24 protein-coding genes, 1 tRNA gene and 2 other RNA genes are annotated in these 25,595 nt (G+C 50.8%); 18 read left to right on the forward strand and 9 right to left on the reverse strand.

The genetic code is table 11. The features are described 5' to 3' along the window. Nucleotides 1–5: 5 nt before the first annotated feature. Nucleotides 6–1,001, reverse strand: coding sequence for an O-acetyltransferase WecH (gene wecH, locus FQ015_RS18725; protein WP_160524365.1), 996 nt, complete (start codon nt 999–1,001; stop codon nt 6–8). Nucleotides 1,002–1,175: 174 nt separating this feature from the next. Here wecH and FQ015_RS18730 point away from each other — a divergent pair, with 174 nt between their 5' ends. The 4 genes from FQ015_RS18730 to hokA all read left to right on the forward strand — a co-directional run bounded on the left by FQ015_RS18730 (nt 1,176) and on the right by hokA (nt 5,034). Continuing rightward, the gene (locus FQ015_RS18730) at nt 1,176–1,475 is read left to right on the forward strand and encodes a YsaB family lipoprotein (protein WP_000980161.1); all 300 of its coding nucleotides are present in this window, start codon (nt 1,176–1,178) and stop codon (nt 1,473–1,475) included. Between the two features lie 94 nt (nt 1,476–1,569). After that, a complete protein-coding gene (gene glyQ / locus FQ015_RS18735) occupies nt 1,570–2,481 on the forward strand; it encodes a glycine--tRNA ligase subunit alpha (RefSeq protein ID WP_001168544.1) in 912 nt (303 codons plus the stop codon). Nucleotides 2,482–2,490: 9 nt separating this feature from the next. Next, nucleotides 2,491–4,560, forward strand: coding sequence for a glycine--tRNA ligase subunit beta (glyS, locus tag FQ015_RS18740; protein WP_039020904.1), 2,070 nt, complete (start codon nt 2,491–2,493; stop codon nt 4,558–4,560). Nucleotides 4,561–4,881: 321 nt separating this feature from the next. Continuing rightward, a complete protein-coding gene (gene hokA, locus FQ015_RS18745; protein WP_039020905.1) occupies nt 4,882–5,034 on the forward strand; it encodes a type I toxin-antitoxin system toxin HokA in 153 nt (50 codons plus the stop codon). Here the strand turns inward: hokA and FQ015_RS24335 are convergent. The 3 genes from FQ015_RS24335 to FQ015_RS18755 all read right to left on the reverse strand — a co-directional run bounded on the left by FQ015_RS24335 (nt 5,011) and on the right by FQ015_RS18755 (nt 6,007). Next, nucleotides 5,011–5,082: a hypothetical protein gene (locus FQ015_RS24335; RefSeq protein ID WP_212734940.1), complete on the reverse strand. Its 72-nt coding sequence runs from the start codon at nt 5,080–5,082 to the stop codon at nt 5,011–5,013. The two genes, hokA and FQ015_RS24335, sit on opposite strands and share 24 nt — an antisense overlap. A 140-nt stretch (nt 5,083–5,222) precedes the next feature. Continuing rightward, on the reverse strand, nt 5,223–5,435 hold the full coding sequence (cspE, locus tag FQ015_RS18750) for a transcription antiterminator/RNA stability regulator CspE (protein ID WP_000014594.1): 213 nt from the start codon (nt 5,433–5,435) through the stop codon (nt 5,223–5,225). 281 nt (nt 5,436–5,716) lie between these two features. After that, the gene (locus FQ015_RS18755; protein ID WP_000455798.1) at nt 5,717–6,007 is read right to left on the reverse strand and encodes an HTH-type transcriptional regulator; all 291 of its coding nucleotides are present in this window, start codon (nt 6,005–6,007) and stop codon (nt 5,717–5,719) included. A gap of 433 nt (nt 6,008–6,440) precedes the next feature. Between FQ015_RS18755 and FQ015_RS18760 the strand changes: the two genes are divergently transcribed. Further along, complete coding sequence (locus FQ015_RS18760) at nt 6,441–7,151, forward strand: DUF3053 domain-containing protein (protein ID WP_000190516.1); 711 nt, start codon at nt 6,441–6,443, stop codon at nt 7,149–7,151. Between the two features lie 48 nt (nt 7,152–7,199). Here FQ015_RS18760 and ghrB read toward each other — a convergent pair whose 3' ends face one another. Next, nucleotides 7,200–8,174 carry a glyoxylate/hydroxypyruvate reductase GhrB gene (gene ghrB, locus FQ015_RS18765; protein WP_039020906.1) on the reverse strand — a complete coding sequence of 325 codons (975 nt, stop codon included), beginning with the start codon at nt 8,172–8,174 and terminating at the stop codon, nt 7,200–7,202. Nucleotides 8,175–8,277: 103 nt separating this feature from the next. Beyond that, complete coding sequence (locus tag FQ015_RS18770) at nt 8,278–8,937, reverse strand: OmpA family lipoprotein (RefSeq protein WP_160524366.1); 660 nt, start codon at nt 8,935–8,937, stop codon at nt 8,278–8,280. Between the two features lie 152 nt (nt 8,938–9,089). Between FQ015_RS18770 and bisC the strand changes: the two genes are divergently transcribed. Continuing rightward, entirely contained in the window at nt 9,090–11,423 is a 2,334-nt protein-coding gene (gene bisC, locus FQ015_RS18775; RefSeq protein WP_039020907.1) for a biotin sulfoxide reductase, read from the forward strand. Here bisC and FQ015_RS18780 read toward each other — a convergent pair. Together FQ015_RS18780 and tag are read right to left on the reverse strand one after the other, a co-directional pair. After that, nucleotides 11,392–11,832 carry an N-acetyltransferase gene (locus FQ015_RS18780; RefSeq protein WP_000617470.1) on the reverse strand — a complete coding sequence of 147 codons (441 nt, stop codon included), beginning with the start codon at nt 11,830–11,832 and terminating at the stop codon, nt 11,392–11,394. The two genes, bisC and FQ015_RS18780, sit on opposite strands and share 32 nt — an antisense overlap. Next, nucleotides 11,829–12,392 (reverse strand): DNA-3-methyladenine glycosylase I, encoded by a 564-nt coding sequence (gene tag, locus FQ015_RS18785; protein WP_000438948.1) that lies wholly within the window; start codon nt 12,390–12,392, stop codon nt 11,829–11,831. The genes FQ015_RS18780 and tag overlap by 4 nt, the downstream gene beginning before the upstream one ends. A 157-nt stretch (nt 12,393–12,549) precedes the next feature. Between tag and FQ015_RS18790 the strand changes: the two genes are divergently transcribed. The 11 genes from FQ015_RS18790 to dppF all read left to right on the forward strand — a co-directional run bounded on the left by FQ015_RS18790 (nt 12,550) and on the right by dppF (nt 23,659). Then, nucleotides 12,550–13,248, forward strand: coding sequence for an autotransporter outer membrane beta-barrel domain-containing protein (locus FQ015_RS18790; RefSeq protein ID WP_000584470.1), 699 nt, complete (start codon nt 12,550–12,552; stop codon nt 13,246–13,248). A 228-nt stretch (nt 13,249–13,476) separates the two neighbouring features. Further along, on the forward strand, nt 13,477–14,685 hold the full coding sequence (locus FQ015_RS18795; RefSeq protein WP_160524367.1) for an L-lactate MFS transporter: 1,209 nt from the start codon (nt 13,477–13,479) through the stop codon (nt 14,683–14,685). A gap of 323 nt (nt 14,686–15,008) precedes the next feature. Beyond that, nucleotides 15,009–16,700 (forward strand): kdo(2)-lipid A phosphoethanolamine 7''-transferase, encoded by a 1,692-nt coding sequence (gene eptB, locus FQ015_RS18800; RefSeq protein ID WP_039020908.1) that lies wholly within the window; start codon nt 15,009–15,011, stop codon nt 16,698–16,700. Nucleotides 16,701–16,791: 91 nt separating this feature from the next. Then, a tRNA-Pro gene (locus FQ015_RS18805) sits at nt 16,792–16,868 on the forward strand. A gap of 34 nt (nt 16,869–16,902) precedes the next feature. Then, nucleotides 16,903–17,036, forward strand: a non-coding RNA gene (locus FQ015_RS18810) — RtT sRNA. A 33-nt stretch (nt 17,037–17,069) separates the two neighbouring features. Continuing rightward, nucleotides 17,070–17,190, forward strand: a non-coding RNA gene (locus FQ015_RS18815) — RtT sRNA. A 627-nt stretch (nt 17,191–17,817) separates the two neighbouring features. Continuing rightward, complete coding sequence (gene dppA, locus FQ015_RS18820) at nt 17,818–19,425, forward strand: dipeptide ABC transporter substrate-binding protein DppA (RefSeq protein ID WP_001222892.1); 1,608 nt, start codon at nt 17,818–17,820, stop codon at nt 19,423–19,425. A gap of 307 nt (nt 19,426–19,732) precedes the next feature. Continuing rightward, complete coding sequence (dppB, locus tag FQ015_RS18825) at nt 19,733–20,752, forward strand: dipeptide ABC transporter permease DppB (protein WP_000938853.1); 1,020 nt, start codon at nt 19,733–19,735, stop codon at nt 20,750–20,752. A gap of 9 nt (nt 20,753–20,761) precedes the next feature. Beyond that, nucleotides 20,762–21,664 (forward strand): dipeptide ABC transporter permease DppC, encoded by a 903-nt coding sequence (gene dppC, locus FQ015_RS18830; RefSeq protein ID WP_000084677.1) that lies wholly within the window; start codon nt 20,762–20,764, stop codon nt 21,662–21,664. 10 nt (nt 21,665–21,674) lie between these two features. Then, entirely contained in the window at nt 21,675–22,658 is a 984-nt protein-coding gene (dppD, locus tag FQ015_RS18835) for a dipeptide ABC transporter ATP-binding protein (protein WP_001196478.1), read from the forward strand. Further along, nucleotides 22,655–23,659 (forward strand): dipeptide ABC transporter ATP-binding subunit DppF, encoded by a 1,005-nt coding sequence (dppF, locus tag FQ015_RS18840; protein ID WP_000107013.1) that lies wholly within the window; start codon nt 22,655–22,657, stop codon nt 23,657–23,659. The genes dppD and dppF overlap by 4 nt, the downstream gene beginning before the upstream one ends. A 29-nt stretch (nt 23,660–23,688) precedes the next feature. On the opposite strand, the gene FQ015_RS18845 is transcribed toward dppF, so the two are convergent. Continuing rightward, nucleotides 23,689–24,960 (reverse strand): aromatic amino acid transport family protein, encoded by a 1,272-nt coding sequence (locus tag FQ015_RS18845; protein ID WP_160524368.1) that lies wholly within the window; start codon nt 24,958–24,960, stop codon nt 23,689–23,691. A gap of 475 nt (nt 24,961–25,435) precedes the next feature. Between FQ015_RS18845 and FQ015_RS18850 the strand changes: the two genes are divergently transcribed. Continuing rightward, nucleotides 25,436–25,543, forward strand: coding sequence for a type I toxin-antitoxin system toxin Ldr family protein (locus FQ015_RS18850; RefSeq protein ID WP_000170736.1), 108 nt, complete (start codon nt 25,436–25,438; stop codon nt 25,541–25,543). The last annotated feature ends 52 nt before the right edge of the window (nt 25,544–25,595 follow it).

Genomic DNA, 25,595 nt, shown 5'->3' on the forward strand with positions numbered 1-25,595 from the left:
TTTACTTAACTCACTAGTCTGTTTCTGTCGATTCGTTGAAGCAGCACAGAAAGTAACAAACTCGCTGCCAACGTCGCGCAAAAGATCCAAATAATATCCAGTATTGGCCAGTTTTTAAGCTCAATCCCCCGGGTACGCAGCGCATGGATAATCAATGCGTGGAACCCGTATATACCTAAAGAATGGCGTGATATCAGCCCAAGCCCGGGAACAGTGTGTGTATCCAGCGTATTTTTAACCAGAGTCAATAGTGCGATTGCGCAGATAAAAACCATCGGCCCACAGTAAAGATACCAGGTATCGGCAAAATTTCCGCGCCACTGCAATTCATATAATGTCCCGCGAGAGATAATAAATACCCCCGCAACAAACAGTGTGGCGCTCACCCACGACAGTGCCTTATGCTGTGTGTCCATCATGCCAATGGCGCGCCCCAACATGCCATACAGGATGTAGTAAAAAGTATCGCCATTGATATATAAGTTAATTGGCAGCCATTCAAAACCGTCAATTTTCTGCGGCACTGTGTTTGGGTTAGCGATAATACCAATCACCACCATTAGTACCAGCAACATTTTTCCGCCGACGTTCTTCACCTGAATCAGCGGTGAAACCAGATAAATCACCGCAATCGCGAAGAAAAACCATAAGTGGTAAAACACTGGCTTTTGCAGCAGGTTTTTCAGCGCTAACTCCACATTGATGGAGGTAAACAGCGCAATGTAGAGCAGTGCGATTGCGCTATAAAAAAGCAGACATAAGCCGATACGTAAGAAATGGCGCGGCTGGGCGCTGCGTTCGCCAAAAAAGAGATAGCCGGAAATCATGAAAAATAGCGGCACGCTGACACGAGAGGCAGAATTCAGAACATTGGCGATATCCCAGGTGACGGGGCTAACACTATGAGCATTGGTCACATACCAGGTAGTGGTGTGAATCATCACCACCATTAAACACGCTATCCCTCGCAGGTTATCAATCCAGTAAATTTTGGGCTGCATCTGTGTCTCTGTATCTGGTTAAAAAAAGTCTGACCGATAAATCATTCGGTTGGCGCACTGGAATAATCTGAGTTTTATCACTACAGCTTATAGAGGCTTAAGGAAATTCGTAAGATATTAGCCACTATACCGATATAAATAATAAGACTCACCTGCAAACCAGACGGTAATTTAATGATGATGAACTCTTTCTTTCCGGCAATGGCGCTTGTAGTGTTAGTGGGATGCTCGACACCGCCACCCGTGCAGAAAGCACAACGGGTAAAGGTTGATCCTCTGCGTTCATTGAATATGGAAGCGTTATGCAAGGATCAGGCGGCAAAACGTTATAACACCGGCGAGCAAAAAATCGACGTCACTGCTTTTGAACAATTTCAGGGAAGCTATGAAATGCGCGGTTATACCTTCCGTAAAGAGCAGTTTGTCTGTTCTTTTGACGCAGATGGCCATTTTTTGCATCTTTCCATGCGTTAAGCCCTGCTTTTTCCCGTTTCGTACTGTATATCTTCCATCCAGCGGGTATACTGATCCCTTCCTTTAAATCCACACGTATCCAGCACGAAATAATATGCAAAAGTTTGATACCAGGACCTTCCAGGGCTTGATCCTGACCTTACAGGATTACTGGGCTCGCCAGGGCTGCACCATTGTTCAACCATTGGACATGGAAGTCGGCGCGGGAACCTCTCACCCAATGACCTGTCTGCGCGCGCTGGGGCCAGAACCGATGGCGGCTGCTTATGTTCAGCCTTCTCGTCGCCCGACCGATGGTCGCTACGGCGAAAACCCCAACCGTTTACAGCACTACTATCAGTTCCAGGTGGTCATTAAGCCATCGCCGGACAATATTCAGGAGCTGTACCTCGGTTCTCTGAAAGAGCTGGGCATGGACCCGACCATCCACGACATCCGTTTCGTGGAAGATAACTGGGAAAACCCGACGCTGGGTGCCTGGGGGCTGGGCTGGGAAGTGTGGCTGAACGGCATGGAAGTGACGCAGTTCACTTACTTCCAGCAGGTTGGTGGTCTGGAGTGTAAACCGGTTACCGGCGAGATCACCTACGGTCTGGAACGTCTGGCAATGTACATTCAGGGCGTAGACAGCGTTTACGACCTGGTCTGGAGCGACGGCCCGCTGGGTAAAACCACCTACGGCGACGTGTTCCATCAGAACGAAGTGGAGCAGTCCACTTACAACTTCGAATACGCGGATGTGGACTTCCTGTTCACCTGCTTCGAGCAATACGAGAAAGAAGCGCAGCAGCTACTGGCGCTGGAAAATCCGCTGCCGCTGCCAGCCTACGAGCGTATTCTGAAAGCCGCCCACAGCTTCAACCTGCTGGATGCGCGTAAAGCCATCTCCGTCACTGAGCGTCAGCGCTATATTCTGCGCATTCGCACCCTGACCAAAGCAGTGGCAGAAGCATACTACGCTTCCCGTGAAGCCCTCGGCTTCCCGATGTGCAACAAAGATAAGTAAGAGGCGGCTATGTCTGAGAAAACTTTTCTGGTGGAAATCGGCACTGAAGAGCTGCCACCAAAAGCACTGCGCAGCCTGGCTGAGTCCTTTGCTGCGAACTTTACTGCGGAGCTGGATAACGCTGGCCTCGCACATGGCACCGTTCAATGGTTTGCTGCTCCGCGTCGTCTGGCGCTGAAAGTAGCTAACCTGGCGGAAGCGCAACCGGATCGTGAAATCGAAAAACGTGGCCCGGCAATTGCTCAGGCGTTCGATGCTGAAGGTAAACCGAGTAAAGCGGCAGAAGGTTGGGCGCGTGGTTGCGGTATTACCGTTGACCAGGCTGAGCGTCTGACCACCGATAAAGGCGAATGGTTGCTGTATCGCGCTCATGTGAAGGGCGAAAGCACCGAAGCCCTGCTGCCGAATATGGTCGCCACTTCGCTGGCGAAGCTGCCGATCCCGAAACTGATGCGTTGGGGCGCAAGCGACGTGCACTTCGTGCGTCCGGTTCACACCGTGACCCTGCTGCTGGGCGACAAAGTCATTCCGGCAACCATTCTGGGCATTCAGTCCGATCGCGTGATTCGCGGCCACCGCTTTATGGGCGAGCCGGAATTCACTATCGACAATGCTGATCAGTATCCGGAAATTCTGCGTGAGCGCGGGAAAGTCATCGCCGATTACGAAGAACGTAAGGCGAAGATTAAAGCCGATGCCGAAGAAGCGGCGCGTAAGATTGGCGGTAACGCTGACTTAAGCAAAAGCCTGTTGGAAGAAGTCGCTTCGCTGGTGGAATGGCCGGTTGTGCTTACCGCAAAATTCGAAGAGAAATTCCTCGCGGTGCCGTCTGAAGCGCTGGTTTACACCATGAAGGGTGACCAGAAATACTTCCCGGTGTATGCGAACGACGGCAAACTGCTGCCGAACTTTATCTTCGTTGCCAATATCGAATCGAAAGATCCGCAGCAAATTATCTCTGGTAACGAGAAAGTCGTTCGTCCACGTCTGGCGGATGCCGAGTTCTTCTTCAACACCGACCGTAAAAAACGTCTGGAAGATAACCTGCCGCGCCTGCAAACCGTGTTGTTCCAGCAACAGCTGGGTACACTGCGCGACAAAACTGACCGCATCCAGGCGCTGGCTGGCTGGATTGCTGAACAGATTGGCGCTGACGTTAACCACGCAACCCGTGCGGGCTTGCTGTCCAAGTGCGACCTGATGACCAACATGGTCTTCGAGTTCACCGACACCCAGGGCGTTATGGGGATGCACTACGCGCGTCACGATGGCGAAGCGGAAGATGTTGCCGTGGCGCTGAACGAGCAGTATCAGCCGCGCTTTGCCGGTGATGACCTGCCGTCTAACCCGGTAGCCTGTGCGCTGGCGATTGCTGACAAGATGGATACTCTGGCGGGTATCTTCGGTATCGGCCAGCATCCGAAAGGCGACAAAGACCCGTTTGCGTTGCGTCGTGCCGCACTTGGCGTGCTGCGTATTATCGTTGAGAAGAACCTCAACCTTGATCTGCAAACCCTGACCGAAGAAGCGGTGCGTCTGTATGGCGATAAGCTGACTAATAGCAACGTAGTTGATGATGTTATCGACTTTATGCTCGGTCGCTTCCGCGCCTGGTATCAGGACGAAGGTTACACCGTTGATACCATCCAGGCGGTACTGGCGCGTCGTCCGACTCGTCCGGCAGATTTCGATGCCCGAATGAAAGCGGTATCGCACTTCCGTACCCTGGATGCAGCTGCAGCACTGGCGGCGGCGAACAAGCGTGTATCTAACATTCTGGCGAAATCTGACGAAGTGCTGAGCGACCGCGTGAATGCCTCTACTCTGAAAGAGCCGGAAGAAATTAAACTGGCGATGCAGGTTGTGGTGCTACGTGATAAGCTAGAGCCGTACTTTGCTGAAGGTCGTTACCAGGATGCGCTGGTCGAACTGGCTGAGCTGCGTGAACCGGTTGATGCCTTCTTCGATAAAGTGATGGTCATGGTTGATGACAAAGAATTGCGAATCAACCGTCTTACCATGCTGGAGAAACTGCGCGAATTATTCCTGCGAGTTGCGGATATTTCGCTGTTGCAGTAATAACGTCGTTATTAAAAAGCCTGCCATCTGGCAGGCTTTTTTATCGCTAAATAATAGAGAAACCTTTAATAATCTTCTGCTGAATAAAGATTGTCTCATATATTAATTTTATGAGATTTTTTTAGGATTATATCAAGGAGAAGAAAAGAACTTATTAAGCTAGAATAGCCACGGGTGCTTGAGACTGTTTGTCTCAGGTATTCACCGAAAGGCAGACAGAGAAAAGCCCCACCTGACTATAAATCAAAGTGAGGCTACCCTATGCCTGAACACCATAAGGTTAGCCTCTTACTCGTTGGAAATCAACACAGGAGGCTGGGAATGCCGCAGAAATATAGATTACTTTCTTTAATAGTGATTTGTTGCACGCTTTTATTTTTCACCTGGATGATAAGAGATTCACTGTGTGAATTGCATATTAAACAGGAGAGTTATGAGCTGGCGGCATTTTTAGCCTGCAATTTGAAAGAGTAAGAGTCTTCGGCGGGAAGTTATTCCCGCCTTTCTTACGGCGTTGCGCATTCTCATTGCACCCAAATTTATTCTTCACAAAAATAATAATAGATTTTATTACGCGAACGATTATTTATTTCCTGAATAAACAAATAAAAAAATCCCCGCCATTTGGCAGGGATCTTAGATTCTGTGCTTTTAAGCAGAGATTACAGGCTGGTTACGTTACCAGCTGCCGGGCCTTTAGCGCCGCTTTCGATGGTGAAGGACACTTTCTGACCTTCGTCCAGAGATTTGTAACCATCGTTCTGGATAGCAGAGAAGTGTACGAACACGTCTTTAGAGCCATCGTCAGGAGTGATGAAGCCGAAGCCTTTGTCAGCGTTGAACCATTTTACGATACCAGTCATTTTACCGGACATAGTGTATTACCTTTAATAATTTAAATGTGCCTTTCGGCGATATGGCGTGCTTTACAGATTTTGAAGCGTTAAAGGAATGTGCACTACGAGGGGTATCAACGATAACTCTTGAAGGGACTTGCCTTACTACACTGCTTTAATGGTCTGTACGTCAAACCGTTGATGTGCATTAAGCCACGCATTGGCGGGTGATGCAACAATTATTTTTCATATTTATGATTAATCGGTTGGAAAACGGTCCTGTCATCAGGACCGTAAACAGCAATAAAGTGGATAAAAGTCTATTCCATCAACTGCTTACTTAACGCTGGGTTAGCTTGAATCAGACGCATCAATTTTAGTTCGGCACTTGAAGGCTTAACGCGTCGGGATTCCCATTCCTTTACCATGGCGACGGAAACGCCCAAAACCCGAGCGAAATCATCGATTTTTAACCCTGTCCCTTTACGTAACTGCTCAATCTCGGTACAGGACGTTGTTCTATGCGTCAGAGTAATCTTCTGCGTTTCATCTTTAAAAACAATCTGTTCCAGGCTGCTCAACAGCTCATGCATGGGATCTTTATATTCCATTGAAAACTCCTCAAATCACACTGCGGGATCGTGAATTGCATCGAAGCTCATTAAGAATAGTCGGGAAAAGCAGACACAGCGGGAGTAAGGCAGGGCATGCTCTGCCTGTGATTCGATTCAGCCTGACACTTAGCGTGACTTATAGCGACCTAACGATCTGATAAATGCCGATATATCTTTTACCACTCCGGGATTGTAAAGATTTCGAAAATATGGCGTTCTGTAAAGACGTAAATCTCTGGCTAGAAAAAAGGCAACTGCAATGTCATTTTTTAACAATGAAACAACAAATTAACCTTGTTTCGTTTTCTCCATTATTTTACCAGGAAGATTACGTAGAAAGGGTATCCTGCAAGCCTGTCCTGGACTATCCTTGTCACGTCAGACACGCGTGTGTCGTTGTGCGCTTTTTTTGGGTGAAAGGAGTAAGAAAATGGCGACAGGAAAGTCCTGCTCTCGCTGGTTTGCGCCTCTTGCGGCGTTATTAATGGTAGTTAGCCTGAGTGGGTGTTTTGATAAAGAAGGCGATCAGCGTAAAGCGTTTATCGACTTCCTGCAGAATACAGTGATGCGTAGCGGTGAACGTCTACCAACCCTGACTGCCGATCAGAAAAAACAGTTTGGTCCTTTTGTCTCTGATTACGCGATTCTGTATGGTTATTCACAGCAGGTGAATCAGGCGATGGATTCCGGTCTGCGTCCGGTTGTAGACAGCGTTAACGCAATTCGCGTACCGCAGGATTACGTTACGCAAAGCGGCCCACTGCGTGAAATGAACGGTTCTCTGGGCGTACTGGCGCAACAGTTGCAAAATGCGAAGTTGCAGGCCGATGCTGCGCACTCTGCGCTAAAACAGAGCGATGACCTGAAACCGGTCTTTGATCAGGCATTCACCAAAGTGGTAACGACGCCAGCTGATGCTTTGCAACCGTTGATTCCGGCGGCACAAACTTTCACGCAACAACTGGTGATGGTTGGAGACTACATTGCTCAGCAAGGTACTCAGGTGAGTTTTGTAGCAAATGGCATCCAGTTCCCGACTTCGCAGCAGGCAAGTGAATATAACAAACTGATTGCGCCATTACCGGCACAGCATCAGGCGTTTAATCAGGCCTGGACTACAGCAGTTACTGCAACCCAATAAAGAGTAAAAGCCCGAGCGATTATCGGGCTTTACTTCCCGCAGTCGCGGTTAGTCCGCGACGTGCGGATTCACACAGTTCTTCTCAACTTTTCCCTGTAACGCATTAATCAAATTATCCACGGCGCAGGCGGCCATGCCATAACGCGTCTCATGAGTGGCAGAACCAATATGCGGTACGGCGACGACGTTGGCCATTGAGAGCAACGGAGAATCTACGGCCAGTGGCTCTTGTTCGAACACATCCAGCCCGGCAGCGTGAATTTCCCCTTTCTGCAATGCTGCAATCAGTGCATTTTCGTCAACCACTGGACCACGTCCGGCATTAATGAAAATGGCGGAGGATTTCATTTTGGCGAATTGTTCTGCGCCAAACAGATGATGCGTTTCATCAGTTAACGGCAGGATCAGGCAAATGAAATCGGATTCTTGTAACAGTGTATCCAGATCGCAGTAACGAGCGTTGAAGCGCTCTTCTGCTTCTGTATGGTGGCGGCGCGCGTTATAGAGGATGGGCATGTTGAAGCCAAAATGCGCGCGCTGTGCCAGCGCCATGCCGATCCGTCCCATCCCGACAATGCCCAGTGTTTTATGGTGAACGTCAGTGCCGTACCAGTCCGGGCCTATGCTCGCGGTCCATTCGCCTGCTTTTACCCGTTCTGCTACCTCCACAACCCGACGAGCGGTAGACAACACCAGCGCCATCAGCGTATCGGCGACGGTTTCCGTTAATACGGTTGGCGTGTGCATCAGCAGGATTTTTCGAGCATTAAGGGCATCGACATCAAAATTGTCATAGCCTACGGAGATCGTTGAAGTGGCCCGCAGTTTTGGCATTTTTTCCAGTAATGCGGCGTCAACGTTTTCATTTGAACCCAGCAAGCCTTCGGCGTCGGCAAAAATTGCTGCATTTTGTTCGACGGTTTGTGGGCTGAGGTTTGCCACCTGATGAACGGTGAAATGCTCTTGCAGGCGTTGCAGTAAATCATCAGGTAAGGCTTTGTAGAGGATAACGGACGGCTTCATTCTTCTCTCCATTCACTGATAAGGCGATCACCTTAGCCTGAAATATGATGAAGGAAAACTGAAGAATGCCAGGTGATTTTTGCATCACCTGGCATGAAAGGGATTACAGCGGGCTTAAGGTAATTTCTACACGGCGGTTTTGCGCCTTACCTTCTGCGGTGCTGTTGCTGGCGATAGGGTTAGCCGGGCCAAGGCCCTGAGTACGGATGCGGCTGGCGTCCACGCCCTGGGTGATCAACGCGCTGGCAACGGAATCCGCACGCTGCTGGGAGAGACGCATGTTCAGGTCGTGACCACCCGTGCTGTCGGTATAACCAATCACGTTAACCGCCGTTTTCGGATACTCTTTCAGCACCATTGCCACGCCGGTTAGGGTGTTAGCGCCTGCCGGTTTCAGGGTCGCGCTGCTGCTGTCGAAGGTTACATTGTTCGGCATATTGAGGATAATGTTATCCCCGCTGCGGGTTACGCTAACACCAGTGCCGCGCATTTTGTCACGTAGCTTCGCTTCCTGCACATCCATGTAATAACCAACGCCGCCGCCCAGAGCTGCGCCTGCTGCTGCACCAATCAGCGCGCCTTTACCGCGATCTTTCTTCGAAGAAGAGAGCGCACCAACACCCGCGCCAACGAGAGAGCCCAGACCTGCGCCGATAGCAGATTTACCTGCTTCGCGTTCGCCAGTGTAAGGGTTAGTTGTGCAGCCAGATACCGCCAGAGCGCCACTCACTACGGCGGCAATAAGATAAACACGTTTCTTCATTGTTAATCCTTAATAACCTTTTTATTCTTTGCCACGGGTTCCGTGGCGGGAGATTATGCCGCGTGAACATGAAGATTATTCCTGGGAATACTCGGAAATTTGTAAGTAATATTTAACTGCTCAATACATCTAATCTTTCAGGAGCCTTCGGTTTGGCCAACTCATCCTCACGTTATTCTGTTCTTACTGCCGCTCACTGGGGGCCCATGCTGGTTGAAACCGACGGCGAAACCGTGTTTAGCTCGCGTGGCGCGTTAGTCACAGAAATGAAAAACTCCTTGCAGAGTGCGGTTCGCGACCAGGTTCACAGCAAAACACGGGTACGATTTCCAATGGTGCGCAAGGGCTTTCTCGCGTCACCGGAAAACCCGCAAGGCATTCGCGGGCAGGATGAATTTGTTCGTGTGAGTTGGGATGAGGCGCTGGAGCTTATTCACCAACAACATAAACGTATTCGTGAGGCTTATGGTCCGGCATCGATTTTTGCTGGTTCCTACGGCTGGCGTTCAAACGGCGTGCTGCATAAGGCCTCGACATTATTACAACGCTATATGGCGCTGGCAGGCGGTTATACCGGGCATCTGGGGGATTATTCGACCGGTGCAGCACAGGCGATCATGCCGTATGTCGTGGGGGGCAGCGAAGTTTATCAACAGCAAACCAGTTGGCCGTTGGTATTGGAACATAGCGATGTCGTGGTGCTATGGAGTGCTAACCCACTCAATACGCTGAAAATTGCGTGGAATGCATCCGATGAGCAGGGGCTTTCTTACTTTTCCGCACTGCGTGACAGCGGGAAAAAGCTGATCTGCATTGATCCAATGCGATCGGAAACCGTCGATTTCTTTGGCGATAAAATGGAGTGGGTGGCACCGCACATGGGCACCGATGTTGCGCTGATGCTGGGGATCGCCCATACGCTGGTGGAAAATGGCTGGCACGACGAAGCGTTTCTGGCGCGTTGCACCACAGGTTATGACGTCTTCGCCTCTTATTTGCTGGGCGAGAGTGACGGAATAGCGAAAAATGCCGAATGGGCGGCAGAGATTTGTGGGATTAACGCAGAGAAAATCCGCGAACTGGCGGCTATTTTTCATCAAAATACCACCATGCTGATGGCTGGCTGGGGAATGCAGCGCCAGCAGTTTGGTGAGCAAAAACACTGGATGATCGTCACCCTGGCAGCAATGTTAGGGCAAATCGGCACGCCTGGCGGGGGCTTTGGTCTTTCTTACCATTTTGCCAATGGTGGTAACCCTACGCGCCGCGCTGCGGTGCTTTCATCTATGCAGGGCAGCTTGCCAGGTGGCACCGATGCGGTAGATAAAATCCCCGTAGCCCGTATTGTTGAAGCTCTGGAAAACCCTGGCGGTGCATACCAACACAATGGCATGAACCGTCACTTCCCGGATATTCGTTTTATCTGGTGGGCGGGCGGCGCCAACTTTACTCATCATCAGGATACCAATCGTCTGATTCGTGCCTGGCAAAAACCGGAGCTGGTGGTGATCTCCGAATGCTTCTGGACGGCAGCGGCGAAACACGCCGATATCGTCCTCCCTGCAACCACCTCGTTTGAGCGTAATGACCTCACCATGACCGGCGATTACAGTAATCAACATCTGGTGCCGATGAAGCAAGTGGTGCCTCCACGTTATGAAGCGCGTAATGATTTTGATGTCTTTGCCGAGTTGAGTGAACGTTGGGAGAAGGGCGGCTATGCGCGGTTTACGGAAGGAAAAAGTGAGCTGCAATGGCTGGAAACGTTTTATAACGTTGCACGGCAGCGCGGGGCAAGCCAGCAGGTTGAATTGCCGCCATTTGCTGAGTTCTGGGAAGCCAACCAGTTAATTGAGATGCCGGAAAACCCGGACAGCGAGCGGTTTATTCGCTTCGCCGATTTTCGCCGCGATCCGCAGGCGCATCCATTAAAAACCGCCAGCGGCAAGATTGAAATCTTCTCGCAGCGTATTGCCGATTACGCTTATCCGGATTGCCCTGGGCATCCAATGTGGCTGGAGCCGGACGAATGGCAGGGCAATGCCGAACCGGAACAGTTGCAGGTACTTTCTGCTCATCCGGCACATCGTCTGCACAGCCAGCTGAATTACAGTTCTCTGCGCGAATTGTACGCGGTGGCAAATCGTGAGCCTGTCACCATTCATCCTGACGATGCCCAGGCGCGCGGCATACAAGATGGCGATATTGTTCGGTTGTGGAACTCACGCGGGCAAATTCTTGCCGGAGCGGTCATTAGCGAGGGAATTAAACCTGGCGTGATTTGCATTCACGAAGGGGCATGGCCGGATCTGGATTTAACCGCTGACGGCATTTGTAAAAACGGCGCAGTGAATGTATTGACTAAAGACCTCCCCAGCTCGCGGCTGGGGAATGGTTGTGCGGGTAATACGGCGCTGGCATGGCTGGAAAAATACAACGGTCCGGAACTAACACTTACAGCGTTTGAACCACCGGCCAGCTCATAATCCAGGTGGGTAGTTGGGTTTCATCCTGCCATGCGCAGTCGACAATGTGAAAACCCTGCGCATGGTAAAAATCTATCGCCGGTTGATTTTTTTGATAAACCTCCAGCATCAGATGGGGATGGCGCTGCTGCACATACTGCATTAGCGCCTTACCAATACCGCGTCTGACGGCCTTCGGTGCGACAAACATTGCAGCCAGAAATCGGCCTTCCATAATGCTGACAAAACCGAGAAGCTTACCGTCTTCTTCCCAGACCCAGTTTTGCGCGTTGGCAAGATAGGCATCCCGCACCAGCGGAATGCAATCACGCCAGTAATTCGCTTTTATAAAGGGATGCCCCCAGGTTGTACTTTCCAGCCACAATTCGAGGATCGCGGGGAGTTCTGAACGTTGCGCTTCCCGAATCATGGTTTATTTCCCGGATAGCAACAGCAGCCAACCACATGATCATTCACCAGCCCACATGCCTGCATAAAGGAGTAACAGATTGTGGTACCAACAAACTTAAAACCACGCTTTTTCAGGGCTTTAGATAGAGCGTCGGAGGCGGGCGTAGATGTAGGGATTTCGCTCAACGTTGTGGCTTGTGTCACCTGTGGTTGATGATTGACAAACGACCAAACAAAGTCGGCAAACGGTTCGCCGTTCTGTTCCATTTGCAGGTACGCTCGCGCATTGCCAATAATTGCCTGAATTTTCCCGCGATGTCGGATAATCCCGGCGTCCTGTACCAGTCTTTCGACATCCTCTTCCTGCATTGCAGCCACCTTCACCGGATCGAACTGATGAAAGCAGGCGCGATAGTTTTCGCGTTTTTTGAGGACGGTGATCCACGATAACCCTGCTTGTTGCCCTTCAAGACAGATCATTTCGAACAGTTTTTTACTGTCAGTTTCAGGCACGCCCCACTCATTATCATGGTAGGCAATATAAAGCGGGTCCTGACTCACCCAGCCGCAACGTTCCATACTTTCCCTCGCTATGTACCCGATCGTAAAAATTTCAGCCGCTTTTCTTGACGCATCGGTGAAAAAGTCAATATTTAATACAGGGCTACTATGCCCGATATCCTTCATACAATGACAATAATATTGCCGAATTCGGCTCTTCCCTGGAGTCGTGTTAATGATCATAAAAAAAAGCGGTGGTCGCTGGCAGTTAAGCCTGCTGGCGAGCGTGGTAATCAGTGCCTTTTTTCTCAACACAGCTTACGCCTGGCAACAAGAATATATCGTTGATACGCAACCCGGACATTCCACAGAGCGCTACACCTGGGATAGCGATCATCAACCTGATTACAACGATATTCTGTCGCAACGTATTCAAAGTAGCCAAAGGGCGCTGGGACTGGAAGTCAATCTGGCGGAAGAAACCCCTGTGGATGTGACCAGCAGTATGAGTATGGGCTGGAATTTTCCTTTATATGAACAGGTTACAACCGGCCCGGTCGCGGCATTACATTACGATGGTACAACCACCTCGATGTATAACGAGTTTGGCGACAGTACTACTACACTGACCGATCCGTTATGGCATGCCAGCGTGAGTACCTTAGGCTGGCGTGTTGACTCCCGGCTTGGCGATCTCCGGCCCTGGGCGCAAATCAGCTATAACCAGCAATTTGGCGAGAATATCTGGAAGGCGCAATCAGGCTTAAGCCGGATGACGGCGACAAACCAGAACGGCAACTGGCTGGATGTCACGGTAGGTGCTGATATGTTGCTCAATCAAAATATTGCCGCCTACGCTGCGTTATCTCAGGCAGAAAATACCACGAACAATAATGACTATCTGTATACGATGGGGGTTAGCGCCAGATTTTAACGTTATAGAAACAATTGAAACCCATAAATAACAACTAATGTGGCGATAGTGGGGACTAACTTACTAAATAATAAATTTGGTGAATAATTGTCGAGTCATTCATTCCTGAACTAATGCATTTCATTCCGTTCTGATAGCATTTCATGCCGTTTTTCCCCAGGCATAAAGTGCACTTCGTTATGGTTGTCAGCAGAGATTTTTCCTTTTTATTACTGCAGGAATACTGCCATGACACCTTCAAATTATCAGCGTACTCGCTGGCTGACACTCATTGGTACTATCATTACCCAGTTTGCCCTGGGGTCGGTTTATACCTGGAGTCTGTTTAACGGCGCGCTTTCTGCCAAGCTGGGGGCTCCGGTAAGCCAGGTTGCTTTCTCTTTCGGCTTGTTAAGTCTGGGGCTGGCAATTTCGTCTTCTGTTGCGGGCAAATTGCAAGAACGTTTTGGTGTTAAACGCGTCACTATGGCTTCCGGCATTTTGCTGGGATTAGGTTTCTTCCTGACAGCACATTCCAACAACCTGATGATGCTGTGGTTAAGCGCCGGTGTGTTGGTTGGTCTGGCGGATGGTGCGGGTTACCTGTTGACGCTCTCTAACTGCGTGAAGTGGTTCCCGGAGCGTAAGGGACTCATCTCTGCTTTCGCTATTGGTTCTTATGGACTTGGTAGTCTGGGTTTCAAATTTATCGATACGCAACTGTTGGAAACGGTCGGTCTGGAAAAAACCTTTGTTATTTGGGGCGCGATTGTACTGGTGATGATTATCTTTGGCGCAACGTTAATGAAAGATGCGCCGAAACAGGAAGTGAAAACCAGCAATGGTGTGGTGGAGAAGGATTACACGCTGGCAGAGTCGATGCGTAAACCGCAGTACTGGATGTTAGCAGTTATGTTCCTGACTGCCTGCATGAGTGGCCTGTATGTGATTGGCGTGGCGAAAGATATCGCTCAAAGTCTGGCGCATCTTGATGCAATTTCCGCAGCCAATGCTGTGACGGTTATTTCCATCGCCAACCTTTCTGGTCGTCTGGTGCTGGGCATTCTGTCTGACAAAATCGCCCGTATCCGTGTTATCACCATTGGTCAGGTCATTTCGCTGGTGGGCATGGCGGCCCTGCTGTTTGCACCATTGAATGCAGTGACGTTCTTTGCAGCGATTGCCTGCGTGGCATTTAACTTCGGCGGCACTATCACTGTGTTCCCGTCACTGGTCAGTGAGTTCTTCGGCCTAAATAATCTGGCAAAAAACTACGGTGTGATTTACCTCGGTTTCGGTATCGGCAGCATTTGTGGTTCGATTATCGCTTCACTGTTTGGCGGATTCTATGTGACATTCTACGTGATTTTCGCCCTGCTGATTCTGTCACTGGCGCTTTCTACGACGATTCGCCAGCTAGAGCAGAAAATGTTGCGTGAGGCGCATGGCTCCCTTTAATGACCTGCCGCGAGCTACTGGGCTTTAGCCTTAGTGTGAATCAAACGCTTCAACGCAATGTATAAACAATGACGCGTAAAATTTGGGCCAGTGAACTGGCCCTTTTTACTGCTTTTTGTAACGCTATAGTCTCTTTTCAAACTTGCATTTTTGTAAATTTGTGCTTCATGCACACTCTTTCCCCACACTTTTTCCCTTTGCTGTGGTCTACTTATTCGCGCGTGTAGATTTTACTTATCTGACTACCTCCGCACTTTTCCCCTGCCGGGCCTGAAAAGCCACTAAGCAGGGTGTTATCACCTGTTTGTCCAGGGTTTGTTTGCATGAGATACATCAAATCGATTACACAGCAGAAGCTGAGCTTTTTGCTTGCAATCTATATTGGCCTTTTTATGAATGGCGCGGTTTTTTACCGCCGCTTCGGCAGCTATGCGCACGATTTTACCGTCTGGAAAGGCGTTTCTGCTGTTGTTGAACTGGTCGCTACCGTACTGGTGACCTTCTTTTTACTGCGTCTGCTTTCGCTGTTTGGCCGCCGCAGCTGGCGAATTCTGGCATCGCTGGTGGTGCTCTTTTCTGCAGGTGCCAGCTATTACATGACTTTCCTTAATGTGGTCATAGGTTATGGCATCATCGCATCCGTCATGACCACCGATATCGACCTGTCAAAAGAAGTTGTTGGTCTGAACTTTATTCTCTGGTTAATCGCCGTAAGCGCATTACCTCTTATCCTTATCTGGAATAACCGCTGTCGCTACACCTTGCTCCGACAACTGCGAACCCCAGGGCAACGTATTCGGAGTCTGGCGGTCGTCGTACTGGCAGGTATTATGGTTTGGGCACCGATTCGTTTGCTGGATATCCAGCAGAAGAAAGTGGAGAGGGCGACAGGTGTTGATTTGCCGAGTTATGGTGGCGTTGTCGCGAACTCTTATCTGCCATCAAACTGGCTTTCGGCGTTAGGTCTTTATGCCTGGGCGCGGGTCGATGAATCTTCCGATAACAATTCTCTCCTTAACCCTGCGAAGAAGTTTACGTACCAGGCTCCACAAAACGTTGATGATACATATGTCGTTTTCATTATTGGTGAAACCACGCGCTGGGATCATATGGGCATTTTCGGCTATGAACGCAATACCACACCGAAACTGGCTCAGGAGAAAAATCTGGCGGCGTTTCGTGGCTATTCTTGTGACACGGCGACCAAACTTTCTCTGCGTTGCATGTTTGTGCGTCAGGGTGGAGCAGAAGATAATCCGCAGCGCACATTAAAAGAACAGAACATTTTCGCGGTATTGAAGCAGTTAGGATTCAGTTCTGATCTCTACGCTATGCAAAGCGAAATGTGGTTCTACAGCAATACGATGGCGGACAATATTGCTTATCGTGAGCAGATTGGTGCGGAACCGCGTAACCGCGGCAAGCCGGTAGATGATATGTTGCTGGTAGACGAAATGCAGCAATCGCTGGGGCGTAACCCGGATGGTAAGCATCTGATCATTCTGCATACCAAGGGGTCGCACTTTAACTACACCCAGCGTTACCCGCGCAGCTTTGCGCAGTGGAAGCCAGAATGTATTGGTGTTGATAGCGGCTGTACCAAAGCGCAGATGATCAACTCCTACGACAACTCGGTGACCTATGTGGATCACTTTATTTCCAGCGTGATTGATCAGGTTCGCGATAAGAAAGCGATTGTGTTCTACGCAGCTGACCACGGTGAGTCAATTAATGAACGCGAGCACCTGCACGGCACACCGCGTGAACTGGCACCGCCGGAGCAGTTCCGCGTACCGATGATGGTCTGGATGTCGGATAAATATCTGGAAAATCCAGCCAACGCGCAGGCATTTGCGCAGCTGAAAAAAGAAGCCGACATGAAAGTGCCACGCCGTCACGTAGAGCTGTACGACACCATCATGGGTTGTCTTGGCTATACTTCACCGGACGGTGGTATTAACGAAAACAACAACTGGTGCCACATCCCGCAGGCAAAAGAGGCAGCGGCTAACTAAGAAGCCTGCTGACTTTCTCGCCGATCAAAAGGCATTTTGCTATTAAGGGATTGACGAGGGCGTATCTGCGCAGTAAGATGCGCCCCGCATTCGGTGATTGGCGCAGCCTGGTAGCGCACTTCGTTCGGGACGAAGGGGTCGGAGGTTCGAATCCTCTATCACCGACCAAATTCGAAAAGCCTGCTCAGCGAGCAGGCTTTTTTGCATTTGAAGCCCATGAGGATGAGAACCTCCGGGGGCGGGGAGGTTCGACTCGAGCGAAGCGAGAGAACGTTGCGCCAGCAACGGCCCGCAGGGCGAGCCACGAAGTGGCGAGTAATCCTCTATCACCGACCAATTTAGAAAAACCAGCCTACGGGCTGGTTTTTTGCTTTCTGCGACCTGAAGAGGATAAGAACCTCCGGGGGCAGGGAGGTTCGACTCGAGCAAAGCGAGAGAACGTTGTGGCAGCAACGGCCCGCAGTGGCGAGTAATCCTCTGGCACCGACCAAAACGGCCCCGCATTCATTGTCGGATACAGCGTACCTGTCTTATCCGATCTAAACGGCAACACACCACATATTTCCCTGCCAAATTTGCGCCCCACATCTCACTATCCATTAACGGATTTGTGACAGAATCCATTGTCTTTTTTTATATTTGCTTAAATCTTTTTTTGCGTTACTTATGGCTGGCGCTGGCATTTTCCGCTGTGCGTTTTAGCGTTCATGGTATTAATCGCTCAGATATCCATCTTTTCCTCAGATTTTTTTCATTAAATGCATAAAACTTAATCACCAAATGTTGCTAAATATTAAGCTGATTGTTCTGGTTATGTTGGCGTAGCACAAATTTCTCTGCTGCAAATAGCTGTTTGAAGTTTTTTTAATCTTTGTTTGTGGATTCTCACCGTTGGTGTAAATCCCGGTTGGCTGTATTGACGTTTTCACATTCTGTTGACAGATTGTAGGTCACGAGGGGCATTTTATGGAGGATCCGCACTGTTACACTGATGTTAATTAGTACGGCATCCCCACCTCATAACGTTGACCCGACCGGGTAAAAAACAAAAAAGGTCAGGCAGCGACAACCCACTGCAAAGGGTTAAAACAACAAACATCACAATTGGAGCAGAATAATGCGTATTTCCTTGAAAAAGTCAGGGATGCTGAAGCTTGGTCTCAGCCTGGTGGCTATGACCGTCGCAGCAAGTGTTCAGGCTAAAACTCTGGTTTATTGCTCAGAAGGATCTCCGGAAGGGTTTAACCCGCAGCTGTTTACCTCCGGCACCACCTATGACGCCTCTTCCGTACCGCTTTATAACCGCCTGGTTGAATTTAAAATCGGCACCACTGAAGTGATTCCGGGCCTCGCTGAAAAGTGGGAAGTCAGCGAAGACGGTAAAACCTATACCTTCCATCTGCGTAAAGGTGTGAAGTGGCATAACAACAAAGAATTCAAACCGACGCGCGAACTGAATGCCGATGACGTGGTGTTCTCGTTCGATCGTCAGAAAAACGCACAAAACCCGTACCATAAAGTTTCTGGCGGCAGCTACGAATACTTCGAAGGTATGGGCTTGCCGGAGCTGATCAGCGAAGTGAAAAAGGTGGACGACAACACCGTTCAGTTCGTGCTGACTCGCCCGGAAGCGCCGTTCCTTGCTGACCTGGCAATGGACTTCGCCTCTATTCTGTCAAAAGAATATGCTGACGCGATGATGAAAGCCGGTACGCCGGAAAAACTGGACCTCAACCCAATCGGCACCGGCCCGTTCCAGTTACAGCAATATCAAAAAGATTCCCGTATTCGCTACAAAGCGTTTGATGGCTACTGGGGCACCAAACCGCAGATCGATACGCTGGTCTTCTCTATTACTCCTGACGCTTCCGTGCGTTACGCTAAATTGCAGAAGAACGAATGCCAGGTGATGCCGTACCCGAACCCGGCAGACATCGCCCGCATGAAGCAGGATAAATCCATCAACCTGATGGAAATGCCGGGGCTGAACGTCGGCTATCTCTCGTATAACGTGCAGAAAAAACCACTGGATGACGTGAAAGTTCGCCAGGCACTGACCTATGCGGTGAACAAAGACGCGATTATCAAAGCAGTGTATCAGGGCGCGGGCGTATCAGCGAAAAACCTGATCCCACCAACCATGTGGGGCTATAACGACGACGTTCAGGACTACACCTACGATCCTGAAAAAGCGAAAGCCTTGCTGAAAGAAGCGGGCCTGGAAAAAGGCTTCTCCATCGACCTGTGGGCAATGCCGGTACAACGTCCGTATAACCCGAACGCTCGTCGCATGGCAGAGATGATTCAGGCAGACTGGGCGAAAGTCGGCGTACAAGCGAAAATCGTTACCTACGAATGGGGTGAGTACCTCAAGCGTGCAAAAGATGGCGAGCACCAGACGGTAATGATGGGCTGGACTGGCGACAACGGGGATCCGGATAACTTCTTCGCTACCCTGTTCAGCTGCGCTGCCTCTGAACAAGGCTCCAACTACTCAAAATGGTGCTACAAACCGTTTGAAGATCTAATTCAACCGGCGCGTGCTACCGACGACCACAACAAGCGTGTTGAACTGTACAAACAAGCACAGGTCGTGATGCACGATCAGGCTCCGGCACTGATCATCGCTCACTCCACCGTGTTTGAACCGGTACGCAAAGAAGTTAAAGGCTATGTGGTTGATCCATTAGGCAAACATCACTTCGAAAACGTCTCTATCGAATAATTAAAAGCCATACAAGGTTGATGGCAAACGCAAAACTGCCGGATGCGCTCCGCTTATCAGGCCTACGAGAGTTCTGCAATGTATTGAGTTTGCACGATTTTGTAGGTCGGATAAGGCGTTCACGCCGCATCCGGCATGACCAAAGCGTACTTTGTCAACAATCTGCATACCCGGTGGTGCTGTGCCTTTAAGTGCAGCGCCATCCGGCAGCAATACTTAATTCCTTGTCCTATAAGGGCGGGAATTGATTTGTGAGCAATACAGACTCGCAGTTCCAGGCTGCGGGTCACTACAGAGAATCCGGGTTATGTTGCAGTTTATTCTCCGACGTTTGGGACTCGTCATCCCCACGTTTATCGGTATTACCCTTCTCACATTTGCCTTTGTCCACATGATCCCGGGCGATCCGGTGATGATCATGGCGGGTGAACGTGGGATCTCCCCAGAGCGTCACGCACAATTGCTGGCAGAACTCGGCTTGGATAAACCGATGTGGCAGCAGTATCTCCATTACATTTGGGGTGTAATGCACGGTGATTTAGGCATTTCGATGAAAAGCCGCATCCCGGTTTGGGAAGAGTTCGTGCCGCGCTTCCAGGCCACGCTGGAACTTGGCGTCTGCGCGATGATTTTTGCGACCGCGGTCGGTATTCCGGTTGGTGTGCTGGCTGCGGTTAAACGCGGTTCTATTTTCGATCACACGGCGGTTGGTCTGGCGCTGACCGGCTACTCCATGCCGATCTTCTGGTGGGGCATGATGTTGATCATGCTGGTTTCGGTGCACTGGAACCTGACGCCTGTCTCCGGTCGCGTGAGCGACATGGTGTTCCTCGATGATTCTAATCCGTTAACCGGTTTTATGCTGATCGACACCGCCATCTGGGGTGAAGACGGCAACTTTATTGATGCTGTCGCCCATATGATTTTGCCCGCCATTGTGCTGGGTACTATCCCGCTGGCGGTCATTGTACGTATGACGCGCTCCTCGATGCTGGAAGTGCTGGGCGAGGATTACATCCGCACCGCGCGTGCCAAAGGGTTGACCCGCCTTAGGGTGATTATCGTCCATGCGCTGCGTAATGCCATGCTGCCGGTGGTGACCGTTATCGGCCTGCAGGTGGGAACATTGCTGGCAGGCGCGATTCTGACCGAAACCATCTTCTCGTGGCCAGGTCTGGGGCGCTGGTTGATTGACGCGCTGCAACGCCGCGATTATCCGGTAGTGCAGGGAGGTGTATTACTGGTGGCGACGATGATTATCCTCGTCAACCTGCTGGTCGATCTGCTGTACGGCGTGGTGAACCCGCGTATTCGTCATAAGAAGTAAGGGGGCATCATGTCACAGGTTACTGAAAATAAAGTGATTAGCGCACCGGTGCCGATGACCCCGTTACAGGAGTTCTGGCACTATTTTAAACGCAACAAAGGCGCGGTCGTCGGGCTGGTTTACGTCGTCATCGTGTTGTTTATCGCGATCTTTGCCAACTGGATTGCGCCGTATAACCCGGCGGAACAGTTCCGCGATGCACTGCTCGCCCCGCCAGCCTGGCAGGAAGGCGGCAGCATGGCGCACTTGCTTGGCACCGATGACGTAGGCCGTGATGTGCTGTCGCGGCTGATGTACGGCGCGCGCTTGTCGCTGCTGGTTGGCTGTCTGGTAGTTGTGTTATCGCTGATTATGGGCGTTATTCTCGGCCTGATCGCTGGTTACTTTGGCGGTCTGGTCGATAACATCATCATGCGCGTGGTCGATATCATGCTGGCGCTGCCAAGTCTGCTGTTGGCACTGGTGCTGGTGGCGATTTTCGGCCCGTCGATTGGTAACGCCGCGCTGGCGCTAACCTTCGTTGCCTTGCCGCACTATGTGCGCTTAACCCGCGCCGCCGTGCTGGTGGAGGTGAATCGCGATTACGTTACCGCGTCTCGCGTGGCGGGTGCCGGGGCGATGCGCCAGATGTTTATTAACATCTTCCCGAACTGCCTTGCGCCGCTGATTGTTCAGGCGTCGCTCGGTTTCTCTAACGCCATTCTCGATATGGCCGCCCTTGGCTTCCTTGGCATGGGAGCGCAGCCGCCAACGCCGGAGTGGGGCACCATGCTCTCTGACGTGTTGCAGTTCGCGCAAAGCGCCTGGTGGGTCGTGACCTTCCCGGGTCTGGCGATCCTGCTGACGGTGCTGGCATTTAACCTGATGGGTGACGGTCTGCGTGACGCGCTCGATCCCAAACTGAAGCAGTAAGAGGTTCGAGATGGCGTTATTAAATGTAGATAAATTATCGGTGCATTTCGGTGACGAAAGCGCACCGTTCCGCGCCGTAGACCGTATCAGCTACAGCGTGAAACAAGGCGAAGTGGTCGGAATTGTGGGTGAGTCTGGCTCCGGTAAGTCGGTCAGTTCACTGGCGATTATGGGGCTGATTGATTATCCGGGCCGCGTGATGGCAGAAAAGCTGGAGTTTAACGGCCAGGATTTGCAGCGTATCTCGGAAAAAGAGCGCCGCAACCTGGTGGGTGCCGAAGTGGCGATGATCTTTCAGGACCCGATGACCAGCCTCAACCCGTGTTACACCGTAGGTTTCCAGATTATGGAAGCAATTAAGGTACATCAGGGCGGTAATAAGAGCACTCGCCGTCAGCGGGCGATTGACCTGCTGAATCTGGTCGGTATTCCCGATCCGGCATCGCGTCTGGATGTTTACCCGCATCAGCTTTCCGGCGGCATGAGCCAGCGTGTGATGATCGCCATGGCGATTGCCTGTCGGCCAAAACTGCTGATTGCTGATGAGCCGACCACCGCGCTGGACGTGACCATTCAGGCGCAAATCATCGAACTGCTGCTGGAGCTGCAGCAGAAAGAGAACATGGCGCTGGTGTTGATTACCCATGACCTGGCGCTGGTGGCGGAAGCGGCGCATAAAATCATCGTCATGTATGCAGGCCAGGTGGTGGAAACGGGCGATGCCCACGCCATCTTCCATGCACCGCGTCATCCGTATACTCAGGCATTGCTGCGTGCGCTGCCGGAATTTGCCCAGGACAAAGAACGTCTGGCGTCATTGCCTGGCGTCGTTCCTGGCAAATACGACCGTCCGAATGGCTGCCTGCTTAACCCGCGTTGCCCCTATGCCACTGACAGATGCCGTGCTGAAGAACCGGCGCTGAATATGCTCGCTGACGGGCGTCAGTCCAAATGCCATTACCCACTTGATGATGCCGGGAGGCCCACACTATGAGTACGCAAGAGGCCACCCTGCAACAACCGCTGTTGCAGGCGATCGACCTGAAAAAACATTATCCGGTGAAGAAAGGCATGTTCGCGCCGGAACGTCTTGTAAAGGCGCTGGATGGCGTTTCGTTTAATCTTGAACGTGGCAAGACGCTGGCAGTAGTGGGTGAATCTGGCTGCGGTAAATCGACCCTCGGTCGGCTACTGACGATGATCGAAACACCTACCGGCGGCGAACTGTATTACCAGGGGCAGGATCTGCTCAAGCACGATCCGCAGGCGCAGAAGTTGCGTCGGCAGAAAATCCAGATCGTCTTCCAGAATCCCTATGGCTCGCTGAATCCGCGTAAAAAAGTCGGGCAAATTCTCGAAGAGCCCCTGCTGATCAACACCGGTTTAAGCAAAGAACAGCGTCGGGAAAAAGCGTTGTCGATGATGGCGAAAGTCGGCCTGAAAACCGAGCATTACGACCGCTACCCGCATATGTTCTCCGGCGGTCAGCGTCAGCGTATCGCCATTGCCCGTGGTCTGATGCTCGACCCGGATGTGGTGATTGCCGATGAACCGGTTTCCGCGCTGGACGTTTCAGTGCGTGCGCAGGTGCTGAATCTGATGATGGATTTGCAGCAGGAGTTGGGGTTGTCTTATGTCTTTATCTCGCACGACCTGTCGGTGGTGGAGCACATTGCTGATGAAGTGATGGTGATGTACCTGGGCCGCTGCGTGGAGAAGGGAACGAAGGACCAAATCTTCAATAACCCGCGTCATCCGTACACCCAGGCGCTACTCTCCGCGACGCCGCGCCTGAACCCAGACGATCGCCGCGAGCGCATCAAGCTCACCGGTGAACTGCCAAGCCCGCTGAATCCACCGCCGGGCTGCGCGTTTAACGCCCGCTGTCGTCGGCGCTTCGGCCCCTGCACCCAGTTGCAGCCGCAGCTAAAAGACTACGGCGGTCAACTGGTAGCTTGTTTTGCTGTTGATCAGGATGAAAATCCGCAGCGGTAACTCACAAAACCGGGGCCATGCGCTCCGGTTTACTCAATCAGCTTCAACAGTGGCGACAAGCATAACAAAATGCCGTACAGCATAATCATCCAGGCTTTAAACCCGCGAAGTTTTTCCAGTTGTGAGACTTTATAGATCAGGAAAAATGGAATGAGGCACGACACAATGCCATATAACGGGCTTCCCAACTGAAAGAACACCAGCACCGATACACGAAACGAAACCCAAATCGTCAACGTAATGACGATAAAAGCGCAGATCGCCAGAGTCAGCATGCGTGAGTTAATTTTCTTGGTATCAATAATTCTGCTTAACAGATTGAGAATAATGCCTTTAATGGCCTCGTGGAAACCGAGATAAATGCCAAAGAATGCGGTCAGTACGGCAAAGATATTCAGCACCGTAGAGGTGATATGAATGATATGCCCAGGGATCACCTGCGCGGCCAGTGCCAGTGCCGAGATATTTTGTTCAAAGGCAGAAACGGCTTCTTCGTGGCTAATTGAGAAGGTAAACGAAAAGGCAAAAAACAGGATCACCGCGATGAGCGTGACATAACTAATTCGGTGGGTACGCAGCGCGAGCCGGGTTGCCAGTACTTTATCCGCTTCCCGTTTGCGGTAGGCAATATTCATCGGGTTTAGCACCTGAATAAATACCGCAGAAAAGAAGCAAAAAGGAATAGTAAGCAGGACGTCGCGGAAGAAGACGGTGGCTTGCGGGAAGGCGGTTATATTGGCGAAATTCCAGTGCGGGATCATCGCAAAACCGAAGACGACAATAATCCCTACTTTGACCACCACCATTGGCCCGGAAATCTTAAACAGTAATCGTTCACCACCAGACGCAATTGCCACCAGTACGGCGAAAATGGCGACTTTATAAAGTAGAGATTGTGAAAGATCGGCATTGGTTAAACCGAAGGTTTTCAGGTACGAGGCGCTGTCGAAAACCACGGAGAGAGAGTAGATAAAAATCCCGTGGATAATCATCAAAAAGTAGATAACCCCGAGGAAAATTCCCCAGTTCTTCCCCAGGTAATGACTGATAATATCGGTGTAGTCATTACAGGAATCGCTTTCAGAAAGGGTTTTTAAATAAATGTCCTGCACTACCCAGGTGGCAGGATAAGCAATGATCGCTGCGGTAATAAATACCCAAATTCCCTTCAAGCCAATTTGTACTGGCATCAGCACGGTTCCGGCACCAATCGCCATGCCTATGCATAATAAAACCCAGCCGAAGTCGTAGCGTGTAAACGGCATTTTCTGATCGTGTTTCGGTAGTGTGTTGTGCTGCATAAAGTCCTGTCCAGAAAGAAGTCGGCCTCGCAAAAATGAATAAACCCAGTTTCTCTTGCGCAACAGGTGGAGAAGTCGAATACGCAGTATGTAAAAAATGAGGCAACAGATTCACTGGGGAGGTCGCGAGGAGGCGCAATTCTACAAAATTGCGCATTTCACTACCAGTCTGGAGTCAGCCCGGATATGAACTGCAACTATTGCAAATAAAGAAATTAAGCTGGAAGGCATCACGCAATGAGGAAGATTGCCGGGTGCTGACGGTAAAAAGCAATCGTAAAATCAGCGGCAAGCCGGAAAGGTTCCGGTGAGGCGCAATGTTGCGGGGGCTTAATCCCTGGTGGCATTGGTTGCTGGAGAGAGAAAACCCCCGCACGTTGCAGGTATGCACCTGACAACACCACGGGGGCCATTCTTGCATCCAAACAATTCAAGAATAGCCGCGAAACGTTGTCATTACAACACAGGCGGCTATATGACGCTCGCAGAACTGGGCATGGCCTTCTGGCATGATTTAGCGGCTCCGGTCATTGCTGGCATTCTTGCCAGTCTGATCGTGAACTCGCTGAATAAGCGGAAGTAACGTGTCATGCGGGCGTCAGGCTGCCGTAATGGCAATTTGCGCCCGGATCAGG

It is taken from the genome of Escherichia sp. HH26CH, from assembly GCF_009820205.1.
In the GTDB taxonomy this organism is placed as follows: Bacteria; Pseudomonadota; Gammaproteobacteria; order Enterobacterales; family Enterobacteriaceae; genus Escherichia; species Escherichia coli_F.